Origin of the sequence: Lentzea xerophila, assembly GCF_051094245.1 — a bacterium.
Taxonomy (GTDB): Bacteria; Actinomycetota; Actinomycetes; order Mycobacteriales; family Pseudonocardiaceae; genus Lentzea; species Lentzea xerophila.
In genome coordinates this window covers 8,163,045-8,177,312 of the sequence record NZ_CP194934.1, presented here as the reverse complement: position 1 = coordinate 8,177,312, position 14,268 = coordinate 8,163,045, and the positions used below count along the sequence as shown (strand labels likewise).

The window sequence follows — 14,268 nt, the reverse complement described above, 5'->3', positions numbered from 1 at the left end:
CCCAGGTTCCGCGCCGGTCCTGGGGGCGTTTGCCGTTTTCGGGGAACGCGGGAGCCCTACGTTTCCCATAGCGGCACGAAGGGCCCCCGCGTGCACTTCGAAAGGCGTCGGTCAGCGGCGGCTGATGCCCGCCACGCTGATGTCGCCGTCGGCGATCGCGACGTCCCGGTTGGACGATGCCCCGGAGAGGATCGCGCGGGCCGGGTCGCGGAAGTTCGCCACGACGTCGACGCGCTGCACCGGCTTGGCCGTCGGGATCACGGTCTCCGGCGTCCAGAAGCGACCGAACCGCACGAGGTACGTGTTCACGTTCGGCTTGCCGTCCTCGGTGGCGTAGACGCGCCAGGTGATCGGGTCGACCGGTTCGATCTCACGGGTGCGCAGTCCCCGTGTGACCTCCTTGGTCTCCCAGCCGCGACCGTTCCACGTGGACAGGTAGTTGCGCAGCGGGCCACCGGCCGCGTCGCCCATGAACCACAACAGGAACGGCTTGCCCAGCGTGGTGCCGACCTGCTGGATGTAGTCCGGCGACTTCACGTTGTTCGGCAGGGTCAGCGGGGTCTCCGCGACCTTCAGGTGCTGTTCCTGGTCGGCGTCGTCGATCTGCGTGCCCAGGTCCTTGCCGGACGCCGAGTAGAAGTGCCGGTTCCGCGGGTCGAACCACGTGTAGTAGATGTTGCGGTGGTACCGGTCGTGCTTGTTGCCCTCGAACCCGCCGCCCGCGAGCGTGTAGACGATCCGCACGCGGCCGTTGTCCTCCAGGCGGAGCTGGCCGATGTAGATCTCGTTCATGTTGTCCGCGCGGGCCGTCGACCCGATCGCGAACCGGTCCCCGGTCAGCTCCATGGAGGTCTTCCACGTCCTGCCGTTGTCCTTGGACATCACGTAAAGCATCGGGCGCGTGTCCGTGGGCGTCGTGCCGTCGAGGTCGCGCGTCGTCTCGCGGTAGAAGACGTAGATCGTGCCGTCGCGCGTGACGAACGGCATCGGGTACGTGGCCGCGTTCTTCGAGATCAGCGTCTCCTCCCACACGCCGTCCGCCGAGTGGGGCTGGGGCGAGCGGGACATGCGCAGCTCGACGTTGTGCATGCCGCGGAAGATCAGCAGGTGCCCGTCGCGGGCCTGGACCATCGTCGGGTAGTTGTGCGCGTCGGAGTCGCCGTCGGCGATCCGGTTGGGCGCGGACCACGTGGCCGCGCGGTGGTCGTACGTCTGGACGTAGCTGTCCTCGTACTGGCCGGACCACGAGATGAACGTCTTGCCGACCTTGCGGTCGTGGACCCCACCGGCGACCGGGCGCCGGTCACTGCGGGCCGCGACGTTCGTGGCCGTGGTCGTCACCGTGAACCTCGCCTTCCCCTGAAGCCCGGCCGTGGCGTTGGCCGAAGGGACTGCGACGAGCGGCAACAGCAGCACTGCGGACATAACTCCACGCAGGAGCCGTGTCATGTGGCGTGTCCTCCTGGTTCTGGCCGCGACGGCGGCCGACCAGGCGGCGGCGGGGCCATCATCGTTGTCGCCGAGCCGACTTGTCCAGGCGCAGTTAGCGTGATCGCGGCTATCAACACGCGGGGCCTACTCGGGTACCCTGCGTCAGGGACGAAGGAGCACCACATGAACTTCGACGAGATCAAGAACAAGGCCCTCGACCTGGCCGAGCAGAACCACGAGAAGGTCGACCAGGGCATCGACGCCGCGGCGGACTTCGTCGCAGGCAGGTTCGGTCACGAAGAGCAGGTCGACTCGGTCGCCGAGAAGATCAAGGACATCCTTCCAGGTGGATGAGTGAACTCCTTCAACGCCACTGACGCGGGGCGGGTCACCTCTGGGGAGACCCGCTCTCCTTCTGCCCGCCGGCCAGAGATGTTCACCTGGCAGGGCATCCACGAGCCGAGGCTCGAACAGGTCCGCCTGCTGCTGTCGAACGACCAGCGCCTGCGCGCGTCCGGTCGCCTCGTCGCCGCCGGCCCCGAGGAGCAGTTCAACGCCTCCTTCGAGGTGTCCGTGGACGAGAGCGGCCAGGTGAACCGCCTGCTGCTGCGCACGGCCACGGTGCTCGAGGAACGGCAGTGCTCCCTGTCGCGGACCGAGGACGGCGCCTGGCTGATCGACCACGGCCAGGGCAGCAAGCGCGAGACGTTCAACGACGCCTTGGACGTCGACGTCCAGTTCGCCGTGCTGTTCAACGCCATCCCGATCCGCCGCCTGGGCCTGCACCGCGAACCGGGCGAGCACGCACTGCCCGTCGTGCGGGTGTCGCTGCCGGACCTGTCCGTCCGCGCCGTCACGCAGACCTACCGGACGGTGTCGGTCGGCGACGACCTCTCGGTGGTGCGGTTCAAGAGCGGCGGGTTCGAGCAGAACATCAAGGTCGACGCCAACGGCCTCGTCGTCGAGTACCCGCTGATCTCGAAGCGGATTTAGAACCCGTCCAAGAAGTACTTCCTTCGTGGCGAGTCGTGCCCAAACGATGGAGGAGACCGGGGCTGAGCTTCTAGCGTCCGACCATGCCGAAACGATTTTCGAGCGTGGTCGGTCGCTCGTTCGGTGATGGCGTCCGTGACGCCATCCAGTCCACCGGGATGACCCAGCGGCGGATCGCCGAGCTGCTCGACTGGGAAGAGGCCAAGGTCTCGGACCTGGTCCAGGGCAAGGGCGGCGTCACAGAGGTGGAGCTGGCGATGCTCCTCGGCCTCTGCCGGGTCGAGGCGGCCGAGGCCCGCCGCCTGCTCGCGCTGTACCGCCAGACACGCGAGAAGGGTTACCTCGAGTTCAACGACGACGGTGTGCCCAACCAGTTGCGTACGTTGATCGACCAGGAACGACTCGCCAACAAGATCTTCGTGTGGGCGATGGACCTCGTCCCCGGCTTGCTCCAGCTCGCGCAGTACTCGGCCGAGGTGGTGCGCGCGGTTCCGAAGGTGCCGGCCGACCAGGTGGCCGAGATCGTCGCAGCCAAGTCGGGGCGAAGGGCGGTCTTCCACCCCAGCCGGGAGTTCGTCTTCTACATCCATGAGCAGGCTTTGCGACTACAGGTCGGAAGCGCCCAGCTGATGGTCGAGCAACTGTGCGAACTACTTCGCATGTCCGCGCTGCCCTATGTCACCGTGCGGATCGTCCCCCTCTCGATCGGGACGCACGCCGGACTCGCCGGTTCGTTCACCAAGCTGGCCTACGAGAAGTTCGAGCCGGTCGTCTACCTGGAGAGCCACAACTCCAACCTGTTCCTGGAGGACAAGGGCTCGATCACCGCTTACGACGAAGTGCTGAAGGCCCTCGCCGTGCAGGCCTTGGATGAGGAACAATCGAGGGAGTTGATCAAAAGCATGCTGACCTGAGGGGACGGGCACATGACGACCTGGCGGAAGAGCAGCTACAGCGGCACTTCGAGTGACTGCGTCGAGGTCGGTCGTGGCGTTGGCATCCGGGACAGCAAGGCACCGGCCACCCACCTGCCCGTGTCGGACCAGGCGTGGTCGGCGTTCCTGACCGGCGTGAAGGCCAGCCGCTAGGCCACCCCGCCCGCGACCGGTGGTTAGGGTCGCGGCATGCCAGGAGGTCGACTCACCCAGCAGGACCGCCGCCAGATCGCCATCGGCCTGGCCGACGGACTCGCCTACGCGGAGATCGCGCGGGGCCTGGACCGGCCCACCTCGACGATCACGCGTGAGGTGATGCGCAACGGCGGCCCCACCGGCTACCAGGCCGATCTCGCCCACCTCGCCACCGAACGCCGGGCCCAGCGGCGCAGGCAGGCGTCACCCCGTGGACGGCAGGCGGCCCAGCGCGCCGACGGACGTGATCCCGAGGCCGTGCGGGAGTTCGAGGAGATGTTCTCTGGCATCTTCATGGGTCAGGGCCTGCCGAAGATGACGGCCAGGGCGCTCGCGAGCCTTTACGCGACCGACTCCGGCAGCCTCACCGCGGCGGAACTGGTGGGGCACCTGCAGGTCAGTCCGGCGTCGGTCTCCAAGGCGATGTCGTACCTGGAGGCGCAGGGCCTGATCGGCCGTCGGCGCGACGAGGGGCGCCGTGAGCGCTACGTCGTCGACGAGGGCGACATCTGGTACCAGTCGATGATCGCCAGCGCCGCCGGCACCACCCGGCTCGCCGAGGCCGCGCGGGAGGGCGTCAGCGTCCTCGGTTCCGGGACGCCGGCCGCCACCCGTCTGGAGAACATCGCGCGCTTCCTGGACTTCGTCAGCGAGGGCATCGTGCGCGCCGCCGAGCAGGCGCGCGACATCCTGCACCCGAAACCGCCGGAAGACTAGACGCGGACCGCGACCGCCACGCCCTGGCCGACACCGACGCACGCGGCCGCGATGCCGACGCCGCCGCCACGTGCGCGCAGGTGGCGGCACAGGTCGATGATCACGCGCGGCATCGAGGCGCCGAGCGGGTGCCCGTACGCGATCGCGCCGCCGTGCACGTTGACCTTCTCCTTGTCGATCTCGGGAAGGTGGTGCACGACCGACAAGGCCATCGCGGCGAAGGCCTCGTTGATCTCCCAGAGGTCGATGTCGGCGGCGTCGATGTGCAGGCGCTTCAACAACTTCCGGATCGCCGGCACCGGCGCGATCGTGAACCTGTGCGGTTCCTCGCCCGTGGTCGCCGACCCGAGCACCTCGCCCAGCGGCTCGACGCCCAGTTCCGACGCGATCGCCTCGGTGCCGAGCAACGCCGCCAGCGCGCCGTCGTTGAGCGGTGACGCGTTGCCCGCCGTCACCGACCCGTTCTCCGAGAACGCGGGCTTCAGCTTGGAGAGCTTGTCGATGCTGGTGTCGGCACGGACGTTCTCGTCGCGGCGGATCGCCGTTCCGTCCGGGAGTTGCACCGGGAACGCGAAACCCTCGTGCACGCCGGCATCCCACGCCGCAGCCGCACGGCGGTGTGAGCGCAACGCGAAGTTGTCCATCTGGTCGCGGGTGATGCCGAGTTCGTGAGCCACGTTCTCGGCGGCGAGTCCCAGCGGGATGGTGTAGTGCTTGGGCATCCGCGGGTTCACCAGTCGCCAGCCGAGGGCCGTCGACACGGTCTCCAGGCGGTCCGGGAACGCCTTGTCCGGCCTGGGTGTCACGAACGGCGCCCGCGACATCCCCTCGACACCACCGGCGATGACCAGGTCCGCGTCCCCGGTGAGCAGCGCCCGCGCGCCCTGGATGATCGACTCGCCGCCGGAGGCGCACAGCCGGTTCAGCGTCACGCCCGGCACGGAGACCGGCAGGCCCGCCAGCAACGTGGCCATGCGCGCGACGTTGCGGTTGTCCTCGCCGGCGCCGTTCGCGTCGCCCAGCAGCACGTCGTCGATGCGCGCGAGGTCGAGACCGGGATAGCGGCGCAGCAGGTCGACGATGGGCAGCGCCGCGAGGTCGTCCACCCGGATGCCGGAGAGACCTCCCCGGTACCTGCCGAACGGCGTGCGGGCTGCGTCGATGATCAGTGCGCGGGCCATGGGTCCATCTTGGGCCACTCAGGGCTTCAGCAAAAAGGGAACGTAACCCGTTTCCGGGTGGACTCCTGAATCGGTACTGAAGGCCTTGACCTCGATGGCGTGCGCTCCGGGGCTCAGGTCCGTCGTGGTGAGTGAAATCCGCCACCGGCCCGCGGCGGCGGGTCCGTCCGCGGTGGTCGGGACGGTGGCGATGTGGGTGCCGTCGAGCCTGATCTCGAACCCGGCGAGGCCCGCCACGGCGGCGTCGAGGGCGTTGACGCGGACCTCCAGGACCACCCGTCCGCGGGTGAAGGCGGCGCCGTTCTCGATGGGCTGGCCACCGGCGTCGAGGACCTCGGGGACGGGGTCGGCGAGCGCCGGCCGCGCGTCCACCAGTGGCGTCTCCGCCTGGCGTCGCGTGACGGACTTCGGACCGGTCAGCTCGACGTCGGTGTGGGTGATCTGGACGCGTTCCTGGGTGACCAATTGGACGTTCAGGTTGTCGGTGAAGGCCTCTTCGGGCAGGTCGGCGACGGCGGGATACTCCGCGCCCGGCTTCCACGGCGTGCCCTCGACCGCCGGTCGCAACGGCACCTGGATGCCGTTGACCTTCACCGCCGTGACGGGCTCGCTCTCTCGCGACGGTATCAACGCGATGCGCAGCTGACCTGCGGTGACGTCCGGGAGGGGGTCGGCGCTGGCGTTCGCCGGGCCGTCGACGCGCACGTGCGGCGTCGGGCCGGTGAGCGGGGTGTCGGCCTTGGGGGTCCGGTAGCCGATCAGGTCGATGCCGGCCCGGATCCGGTCGCCCGCGAGCGCCGCGACCCCGACCAGGGCCGTCGCCTCACGCCACTGCGGCACGAACGGCGAGGTGGCGAGGACGTCCCCGTCGCGCACGACCTGGACGCCGCTGCTGGTCAGCACGATCTCCCAGCGCACGGTCACACCCGGCAGCGCGGCGGGGACGGGCTTGACCGCCGTGCCGTCCGGGACGAGCTCGACGATCGAGTTGCCTGCGACGTCGGTCGAGATCGTGGCGCGGATCGTGTTCGGCGGCACCGGCTCGCCCTGGACGCTGACCGGGCCCGGCACGAGGTCGAGCAGCAGCTTGCCGCCGGTGCCGGGGGCGTCGGTCTCGACCACGAGCCGGCTCTCGTCGTCGCCGCGGACGAACGGCGTGCGCGACCTCAGCGTCACCGCGCGCGTGCCGCAGCTGCTGCTGATCACGAGCCGGTCGTGGTCGTCCCCGTCGCCGGAGGTGGCGCGGGCGCAGTCGGTGCGCTTGGCGAGCCGCCACCGTTGCGGGTCGGGTTCGTCGGAGCCGTCGAAGCGGTCGGCGAACGTGTACGGGGCGTTGTCGGCGCGCGGGGTCGCCTTGGTGCGGGCGGGCTGCGAACGTTGGCCGAACGAGTCGACCGCGCGGATCTCGATCTGCTGCTCGCGTTCGTTCTCGAGGCCGTTGAGCTGGGTGCCGGGACGCGTGACGAGCCGCGACCTGTCGCCCCACCGCACCTCGTACGCGGGCGCGTCGCCGGTCCAGTTGAGCTGGATCTTGTGGTGACCCGTGCGGGCGACGATGTTCGCGGGCGTGGCCGGGCGGCCGTGCGGGCTCGGCGCCAGCACCTGCTCCGCCGCGTACGCCTTGAGCTTCGTCGGCGGCGGGGGAACGGTGGGCAGGCCCGAGTCGCTCCCGCCGGGGTCGCGCAGCACGATCACGCCCGCCACCAACGCGAGGCCCACGACGACGAAGGCGGCCCGCTTCATAGCGGTCACGCTAAGGCGTTCACCCCAGCTCGAACACGGTTTCGGCGATAACGGGTTCGCCACCGTCCGCCGGAAGGACGCTGAGCTTGAGCCGAGCGTGTGACCCGGAGGTCAGGTTTCCGGTGTCGAGCCAGAACTCGTGCCTGCCGGGGACCGCCGGACCCTGCTCGTTCGTGGGCAGCGCGACGATCCGCCTGCCGTCCAGTTCGAGCTCGACGCCGCGGTGCCCGATGGCGTTGACCTCGGCCGTGATGAGGATGCGTCCCTTGGCGGGCAACGGCTGTGGAGGCTTCGTGCCGTCCTCGTGCATGACGTGCAGCCGTGGACCACCCGTCTTGATGCCGCCGGGCCGGTCCGCGAGCCGGGGCAGGGTGCCGGGACGGCTCTCGGGCCTGCGGATGACCACGAGCTGCGTCTCCTGCGCCGCCGGGACCTTCCTGGCGCCGACGGGCAGGTCGGTGACCGTGACCTGGTTGCCGGGCGCCGGCCGGACGAGCTTCGCCGCGACGGCGTCCTGCGGCAGTTCGACGTCCCGGTCGAGGGGGACGATCTCGGTGGGCGCGACGCGCTCCGGCACACCCCCGACGCCGAACGCGTCCAGGAAGCCGCCACCGTCGATGCGGATCCGCGGGTGCACCAGCCGTTCCTTGATCGCGACGGGCTCGTAGGCGACCACCACGCCGTCCCGGAGCGCGACCACGGCGTCCGGCAGCACCCGCATCTCCCACCGGTGCCGCACGCCCGCGACGAGCCCGGTCATCTGCGAGTCGCCCAGCGTGACCTGCTTGCCGGTGCGGGGCAGCTCCGCGTCCGCGATGATCCGCGTGCCCTGCGTCGTGATGTCGAGGCTGACCGTGCCCTTGGGCTGCGCGTCGGTCTCCTGCACGTACTGCCACGGGTCGGGCAGCAGCGTCAGCCGCACGTGACTCGACTCGACGGCGCCCGCGACGCTGATGATCGCTCGGCCGGTCGCGCCGTCCGCCGCGGGCATCCCGAACCGGATGGGCGTGTTCGACTGGAAGGCCGCCATCGGGCAGTCGACGTCGATGCGCTTGCCCGGCCCGAACGGCCGCAGCCCGAGGCACTCCGGCTCGGCCTCGACCCGCCACTTGCGCGGGTCCAGGGCCTCCGGGCCGTCGAACCTGTCCGGCTGGCCGACGAGCTGGTCGTCCCACTCGCCGTTGTAGACGTCCGTGGGCCTCGCGGTGATCTTGAGCGGCTCCGAGCGCCTGCCGGTGGCACTGACCGCCCGGATCTCGACGTCGACCTCGTCGTCGGGGTTGAGGCCGGGCAGTTCCACCTCGGGGCCGGGCACGAGCTGCTGGTTGCCGTTCCAGCGCACCTCGTACGCCGACGCGGAGCCGTTCCACGCGATCTGCAGCGCGTCCGCGTCGAGCGCCTGAGCCCTGGGGTTGGAGGGCTTCATCGGCTCCTGCAGCGCCACGACCTCGACGTCGTCGGCGATTTCCCGCTTCAGCGTGTCCGGCGCGTCACCGGTGCGCAGCGCCACGACGGCGCCGACGACGAGCGCGAGACCACCGAGCCCACCGGCGAGCGTCCGTCGATCCATCCGGCGACCTTACGACGTTTCCGCAGTGGCGGTGCGGCCGTTCAGACCAACCACACGGCCCCCGCGAGACCCGAGGTTGCGCAACGCGGCGAGTGCTCCCGGCTTGGTCAGGTCGATCGTGACCTGGGTGCGTTGCGGCTGGTTGACCAGCGCGTTCCGGCCTTCGTGACCGGCCTCGATCGTCTTCGCGAGCCCGCCGGTGGACGCGAGCGAGCCCCTGGCGGCACCGAGCCGTCCCAGCGCGTCGTCGACGGCCATCAGCAGCGCGTCCCGGTTCCCCTCGCACATCGCGCGGACCAGTTCGGGCCTGCTGCCCGCGACCCGCGTGCCGTCGGAGAAACTGCCCGCCGCGAGCGCCATGGCCAGAGGTCCGCCGTCGGCCCCGACCGCGGCCAGGATCGCCGCCATGATGTGCGGCAGGTGGCTGATCCGCGCCACGGCCTCGTCGTGCTCCTCCGGCGTCGTGGGCACGACGTGCGCTTTCAGGTCGAGCGCGAGCTGCATGACGTCGTCGAGGTGGTCGTCCGCCTCCTCGGGCGTGACGACCCAGGCGGCGTTCTCGAAGAGCGTGGCGCTGCCCGCGTCCCAGCCGCTGCGGCTCGTACCGGCCATCGGATGCCCGCCGACGAAACGCGCGTGCGGCGCATACCGGTGCACGGCGTCGTGCACGGGCCCCTTCACGCTGGTGACGTCCGTGAGCCGCGTGCCGGCGGGGACCTTGCGCAGCAGGTCGGGCAACGCGGGCAACGGCACGGCGAGGACGACGAGCGCGTCCGGGTTCCGGCCGAGGGCCTCGTCGACGGTGGTGACGTCGAAGCCCTCAGCGCGTGCCCTGTCGGCGTCCTCCTGGCCGGCCGTCGCACCCCACACCGTGCGTCCGGCAGCCTTGGCGGCCCGCAGCACGGAGCCGCCGATCAGTCCCAGTCCGATCACGCACACGTCTCGCACGCGCCCATCATTCCGTGTGACGCGTGCCAGGACCTACCGGAGGGCGTCGAGCGCGAACGCCGCGTACATCGCCACCCCGTGCTCCATGGCGGCCTCGTCGAACAGCACCCGGTTCGAGTGGTTCGGCGCCGCGTCGTCGAGGTCGATCCCCCGCGGGCAGGCCCCGAGGAACGCCAACGCCCCCGGCACCCGTTGCAGCACGTAGGAGAAGTCCTCCGCGCCCATCAGCGGGTCCTGCATCGGCTCACTCCACGAAGCGCCCATCGCCCGCGCCGCCAGGTCGACCACGTGCGCGCCGATGACGTCGTCGTTCACCGTCACCGGATACCCCGGCACGATGCTGACCTCCGCGTGGCATCCGTAGGCGGCGGCCGTGTGCTTCACGGCCTGCTTGAGCTCCTTGTGCACCAGAGCACGGGTCGCCTCGGACAACGTCCTGATCGTCCCGTCCAGGGTCGCCACCTCGGGGATGATGTTCGTCGTCGTACCGGCGTTGATCTGCGCGACCGTCACCACCGCCGGCTCGTGGACGCTGACCCGCCGCCCGAGCATCGTCTGGATCGCCCCGACCATCGCCGCCGCCGCGGGCACCGGGTCCAGCGCGTTGTGCGGCATCGCGCCGTGGCCGCCGCGGCCCTTCACGTGGATGTGGAACGAGTCCGCCGACGCCATCATCGGGCCCGGCCGGCACGTCACCACACCCGACTTCATCGTGGACGTGATGTGCAGCGCGAACGCCTTCTCCACGCCGTCGTCGAGCAGGCCCTCCTCGATCATGTACCGGGCGCCGTGATGACCCTCCTCGCCCGGCTGGAACATGAAGAGTACTCGCCCCCTCAGAGCGTCCCGCCGGTCCGACAGCAGGCGCGCGGAGGCGGCCAGCATCGCCACGTGCGTGTCGTGGCCGCAGGCGTGCATGTTGCCGTCCACTTCGGACGCGAACGGCAGCCCCGTCGCCTCCTGCAGCGGCAGGCCGTCCATGTCGCCGCGCAGCAGCACCGTCGGCCCCGGCCGGTCACCTTCGAGCACCGCCACGACCGACGTCGTCGACTCGCCCTTCGTGACCTTGACCGGCAGCCCCTCCAACGCGTGCAGGATCGCCGCCTGCGTCCTGGGGAGCTGAAGTCCCTGCTCGGGGTGCTTGTGGATCTGACGCCGCAGCGCCACCGTGCGGGGCTGCAGCGAACGCGCCCCTTCGAGCAGTCCGGCGAGACGAGGGTCCGGCGTAGTTGTGCTCATCCACCGATGGTGCCACCACCTCGGCTACCGGGAAGGTCGTCTGGGCCCTACGGTGTGCACATGACACAGCAGGAGCCGGTCAACGGCTTCGCGGTCGCGGTCGTCCGAGAGGACGGCCGCTGGCGGTGCAGCAGGATGGACAGCTCCGCGCTGTCGGAGCTGGACGCGGCGATCACACAGCTGCGCCAACTGAGGTCGACCGGCGCCGTGTTCGGCCTCCTCGCCGTTGACGACGAGTTCTTCATCGTCCTGCGCCCCGTCCCCGGCGGCGTAGCCCTGCTGCTCTCCGACGCGGCCGCCGCCCTCGACTACGACATCGCGGCCGACGTCCTCGACCTCCTGCGCGTCGAACCACCCGACGAGGAGGACAACGAGCTCTGGCCGGAGGGCGACCTCGGCATCCTCGCCGACCTGGGCATGCCCGCCCACGAGTTCCAGATCATCGTCGACGAGGTCGACCTCTACCCGGACGAGCAGCTCCAGATGATCGCCCAGCGCATCGGCTTCATCGACGAGTTCACCAAGCTGCTCGACACGATCCAGGCGTGATCACCGAGGAGGACATGGTCCGGGCGGCCCTGAACGCGGCCACCGCCGCCGGCACGGACGTCCCGATCGGCGCCGTCGTCTTCGCACCGGACGGCACGATCCTCGCCGAGGCCTGCAACGCCCGCGAGGCATCCGGCGACCCCACCGCGCACGCCGAGATCCTGGCGTTGCGCCAGGCCGCCCAGAAGTACGGCGACGGCTGGCGCCTCGACGGCTGCACCCTCGCCGTGACGCTGGAACCGTGCACGATGTGCGCCGGCGCCCTGGTCCTCGCGCGTGTTTCCCGTCTCGTTTTCGGCGCGTGGGAGCCCAAAACGGGCGCCGTCGGCTCGCTGTGGGACGTCGTGCGCGACCGCCGCCTCAACCACCGGCCGGAGGTACGGGGCGGCGTGCTGGAGGACGAGTGCGCTGACCTGCTGGAACGCTTCTTCCGGACCCAGCGTTAACCCGCTCCCCGCGCCTGTGTATTGTCTTTACCGGTGGCGTGTCCGAGCGGCCGAAGGAGCACGCCTCGAAAGCGTGTGAGGTGAAAGCCTCCGTGGGTTCAAATCCCACCGCCACCGCTGCTCAGAGCCCCGGTTGCCGATCATGGCAACCGGGGCTCTGACGTTTCGTCTCAGTTCTGGTCTCAGTTCTCCTGTGCGCCGTCGTCATCGGCTGACTTCCAGTTGTCCGGCGCGTAGATCGCCACGACGTGGTTGCTGGAGTCCAGGACGTGCAGGTGGCCGTCCGTGGCCTTGATCGAGCGTCCCTGTTCCTGGTGCACCGCTGCGGTCAGCGTCCGCTGTTCGCTCATGCCCTCAGTGTCCTATCCGGCGGCGTGCTTCGTCTGCCCGTGGCGGCTCCCGCTCGGCGGCCAACGCGGCAGAAATGGCACTGAAAGCGCTGTACATGGGACAGTTCGAGAGGGCCGCTGTGTTAGTACGTCCAGGCACCCTGGCAGCTCGTGCTCAACGGATCGAGGTCGTTTCATGCCGGTCGTCTCGGTCATCACGGCCGCATATGCGCCATCCGCGCAGTTCCTCCGTGAAACGGCACTGAGCGTCGCCGCTCAGGAAATGCCGGACGGATGGAGCGTGGAGTGGATAGTCCAAGAAGACGGTGAAGAGCCAAAGCTGTCCGGGCTATTTGACGATATGCCGCACGCGAAGTATGAAGCGAACGGCGGACAACTCGGGCTCGCCGTCACGCGCAATCTGGCGCTGTCCCGGGCCACCGGCGGACTCGTGCAAGTGCTGGACCACGACGACTTGCTGCTGCCTGGAGCTACCGCCCTGCTGGCGTCGAGGTTCGTCGAGAACTCGATTCATTGGGCCGTAGGGCAGGCTGACGACCTGATGCCCGACGGCGAAAGGCTCGGTTATCCATCGGCGCTCGGTTTCGGCGTGATCGCTGCCGGAATGGCGAACGAGTGGGCCGTCGAACGAAACGGAAACTGGCCTGTTCACTGCGCCGGACTGATGATGAGAACCGAGTCCGTACGCGCGCTGGGAGGATGGGCAGGCCTCCCGGCCGAAGACGACATTTCGCTTTTCGCAGCTCTGTCCGAGGTCACGGACGGCTTCTGCGAAGAACGGGTGACCTGGCTCTACCGCCAGCACGCCGGCCAGACCTACCGGTCCGACGCATGGCGGTCGCGGAGCGCCGCGGGCCGGCGTGTGGCGCTTCAGCGCGCTCGCGCCATGCGCTCCGCAGGCGTCCGGCTCAATGCGGTGCCGCTGGAACGCGAGCTTGGACCCGATGTCGAAGTGGGACGCTCGATCAAGACACCGCGTCAGCTTTGAGGCCCCTCCTCAGAACCTCATCGCGGCCAGGAACTTCTCCAGCAGCCAGCAAAGCCCCTGGTCAAAAACGTACGCGCTCCAGGACGAGGTCGAGCAGCTCGCCGTCCCCGAACACCTCCAGCCCCTCCAACGACCGCCGCCGATACACGGCCAGCACCAGGTCGACGACCGGCCCGCGCACCGCCACCGCGGCCTTCTCGTGCCCCTCCCGCACCACCGGCGCCGGGCCGGTGAGGTCGATCACGAACTCCGCCTCGACATCGGTGGCGTGCAGGTGCACGGTGCGTCCGGGACCGATCAGCGGAGCGGTCTCCTCAGGCCACCGCATGAACGCATAGGGCAGGGCGAGACCGGTCCACTCTCGCAGCGTGTCCTGGGCGACCTCCGGGTCGAGCGAGAACGGCACACCCAGCGCGTTCGTCACGTCCCATCGGTGGATCACGGTCTCATGCGTCATCCGCCGCGACCACACGCGTGGGCCGGGGTGGCCGCTCATCGGCGCGATCATCTCGTCCGGGTCGACCTCGCCGAGCACCTCCGCCAGCGACGCGGCGCCTTCGGTCAGCCACGGGATCAGCGCGGACGTCGTTTCACCCACATACGTCGACACGAGTTGTGCGCCGTTGCGCGAGAAGTCGATCTCCGGCAGCCTCTCGCGGAGCATCACGTCGGCCCAGCGGTGCGCGAGGCCGAGGTGCCGGAGCAGCTGGTTGAGCGTCCAGTCCGGGGTCGACGGGACCCGGATGCCCAGGTCGGCGCCGTCGACGGCGGACGTCAGCAGCGCGGTCTGGTTGATGATCTCGGCGCGGCGGCGCTCGTAGCTCAGGATCCCCATGGCACTGAACATAGGGACGCCGGCCGGTGCCTGGGAGGGGTCCACTGGCCGGCGTTCCGAAACAGAGCATACACCAAGGTCGAACACTTGTTCGAGTGATGATTGATGGGCCAGCCGGTTAACCGTTAGTAACAACGGCTACCAAAGC

The 14,268-nt window shown here is 69.7% G+C and carries 16 protein-coding genes and 1 tRNA gene; 9 read left to right on the top strand and 8 right to left on the bottom strand.

From position 1 onward, the window contains the following. Positions 1-111 precede the first annotated feature (111 nt). Positions 112-1,425: a BNR-4 repeat-containing protein gene (locus ACRSBM_RS39205; protein WP_434451770.1), complete on the bottom strand. Its 1,314-nt coding sequence runs from the start codon at positions 1,423-1,425 to the stop codon at positions 112-114. A gap of 189 nt (positions 1,426-1,614) precedes the next feature. On the opposite strand from ACRSBM_RS39205, the gene ACRSBM_RS39200 reads away from it, so the two are divergent. The 5 genes from ACRSBM_RS39200 to ACRSBM_RS39180 all read left to right on the top strand — a co-directional run bounded on the left by ACRSBM_RS39200 (position 1,615) and on the right by ACRSBM_RS39180 (position 4,271). Further along, entirely contained in the window at positions 1,615-1,785 is a 171-nt protein-coding gene (locus tag ACRSBM_RS39200; protein WP_434451769.1) for an antitoxin, read from the top strand. Beyond that, positions 1,786-2,424, top strand: a complete 639-nt coding sequence (locus ACRSBM_RS39195) for a putative glycolipid-binding domain-containing protein (protein WP_434451768.1) — start codon at positions 1,786-1,788, stop codon at positions 2,422-2,424. Between the two features lie 83 nt (positions 2,425-2,507). Further along, the gene (locus tag ACRSBM_RS39190; protein ID WP_434451767.1) at positions 2,508-3,338 is read left to right on the top strand and encodes a Scr1 family TA system antitoxin-like transcriptional regulator; all 831 of its coding nucleotides are present in this window, start codon (positions 2,508-2,510) and stop codon (positions 3,336-3,338) included. 12 nt (positions 3,339-3,350) lie between these two features. Next, positions 3,351-3,512, top strand: coding sequence for a DUF397 domain-containing protein (locus tag ACRSBM_RS39185; protein WP_434451766.1), 162 nt, complete (start codon positions 3,351-3,353; stop codon positions 3,510-3,512). A gap of 36 nt (positions 3,513-3,548) precedes the next feature. Beyond that, the gene (locus ACRSBM_RS39180; protein WP_434451765.1) at positions 3,549-4,271 is read left to right on the top strand and encodes a helix-turn-helix domain-containing protein; all 723 of its coding nucleotides are present in this window, start codon (positions 3,549-3,551) and stop codon (positions 4,269-4,271) included. On the opposite strand, the gene ACRSBM_RS39175 is transcribed toward ACRSBM_RS39180, so the two are convergent. From ACRSBM_RS39175 to ACRSBM_RS39155, 5 genes are read right to left on the bottom strand one after another with little or no spacing between them, the layout of a single operon-like run. After that, positions 4,268-5,452 carry a thiolase family protein gene (locus ACRSBM_RS39175; RefSeq protein WP_434451764.1) on the bottom strand — a complete coding sequence of 395 codons (1,185 nt, stop codon included), beginning with the start codon at positions 5,450-5,452 and terminating at the stop codon, positions 4,268-4,270. The two genes, ACRSBM_RS39180 and ACRSBM_RS39175, sit on opposite strands and share 4 nt — an antisense overlap. Before the next feature lie 18 nt (positions 5,453-5,470). Continuing rightward, on the bottom strand, positions 5,471-7,195 hold the full coding sequence (locus tag ACRSBM_RS39170) for a hypothetical protein (RefSeq protein WP_434451763.1): 1,725 nt from the start codon (positions 7,193-7,195) through the stop codon (positions 5,471-5,473). Positions 7,196-7,214: 19 nt separating this feature from the next. Next, positions 7,215-8,765 (bottom strand): hypothetical protein, encoded by a 1,551-nt coding sequence (locus tag ACRSBM_RS39165; protein ID WP_434451762.1) that lies wholly within the window; start codon positions 8,763-8,765, stop codon positions 7,215-7,217. A gap of 9 nt (positions 8,766-8,774) precedes the next feature. Further along, positions 8,775-9,713: a prephenate dehydrogenase gene (locus ACRSBM_RS39160; protein ID WP_434451761.1), complete on the bottom strand. Its 939-nt coding sequence runs from the start codon at positions 9,711-9,713 to the stop codon at positions 8,775-8,777. A gap of 33 nt (positions 9,714-9,746) precedes the next feature. After that, on the bottom strand, positions 9,747-10,952 hold the full coding sequence (locus ACRSBM_RS39155; RefSeq protein WP_434451760.1) for a M20 metallopeptidase family protein: 1,206 nt from the start codon (positions 10,950-10,952) through the stop codon (positions 9,747-9,749). Between the two features lie 60 nt (positions 10,953-11,012). Between ACRSBM_RS39155 and ACRSBM_RS39150 the strand changes: the two genes are divergently transcribed. The 3 genes from ACRSBM_RS39150 (at position 11,013) to ACRSBM_RS39140 (ending at position 12,064) form a co-directional block, all read left to right on the top strand. Beyond that, positions 11,013-11,501 (top strand): tRNA adenosine deaminase-associated protein, encoded by a 489-nt coding sequence (locus tag ACRSBM_RS39150; RefSeq protein WP_434451759.1) that lies wholly within the window; start codon positions 11,013-11,015, stop codon positions 11,499-11,501. A 14-nt stretch (positions 11,502-11,515) separates the two neighbouring features. Continuing rightward, positions 11,516-11,947, top strand: a complete 432-nt coding sequence (locus tag ACRSBM_RS39145) for a nucleoside deaminase (protein WP_434453406.1) — start codon at positions 11,516-11,518, stop codon at positions 11,945-11,947. A gap of 32 nt (positions 11,948-11,979) precedes the next feature. Further along, a tRNA-Ser gene (locus ACRSBM_RS39140) sits at positions 11,980-12,064 on the top strand. Between the two features lie 65 nt (positions 12,065-12,129). Here the strand turns inward: ACRSBM_RS39140 and ACRSBM_RS39135 are convergent. Then, positions 12,130-12,297, bottom strand: a complete 168-nt coding sequence (locus ACRSBM_RS39135; RefSeq protein ID WP_434451758.1) for a hypothetical protein — start codon at positions 12,295-12,297, stop codon at positions 12,130-12,132. A gap of 175 nt (positions 12,298-12,472) precedes the next feature. Here ACRSBM_RS39135 and ACRSBM_RS39130 point away from each other — a divergent pair, with 175 nt between their 5' ends. Then, entirely contained in the window at positions 12,473-13,285 is an 813-nt protein-coding gene (locus ACRSBM_RS39130) for a glycosyltransferase family 2 protein (protein ID WP_434451757.1), read from the top strand. Positions 13,286-13,346: 61 nt separating this feature from the next. On the opposite strand, the gene ACRSBM_RS39125 is transcribed toward ACRSBM_RS39130, so the two are convergent. Beyond that, positions 13,347-14,120, bottom strand: a complete 774-nt coding sequence (locus tag ACRSBM_RS39125; RefSeq protein ID WP_434451756.1) for a maleylpyruvate isomerase family mycothiol-dependent enzyme — start codon at positions 14,118-14,120, stop codon at positions 13,347-13,349. Positions 14,121-14,268 lie beyond the last annotated feature (148 nt).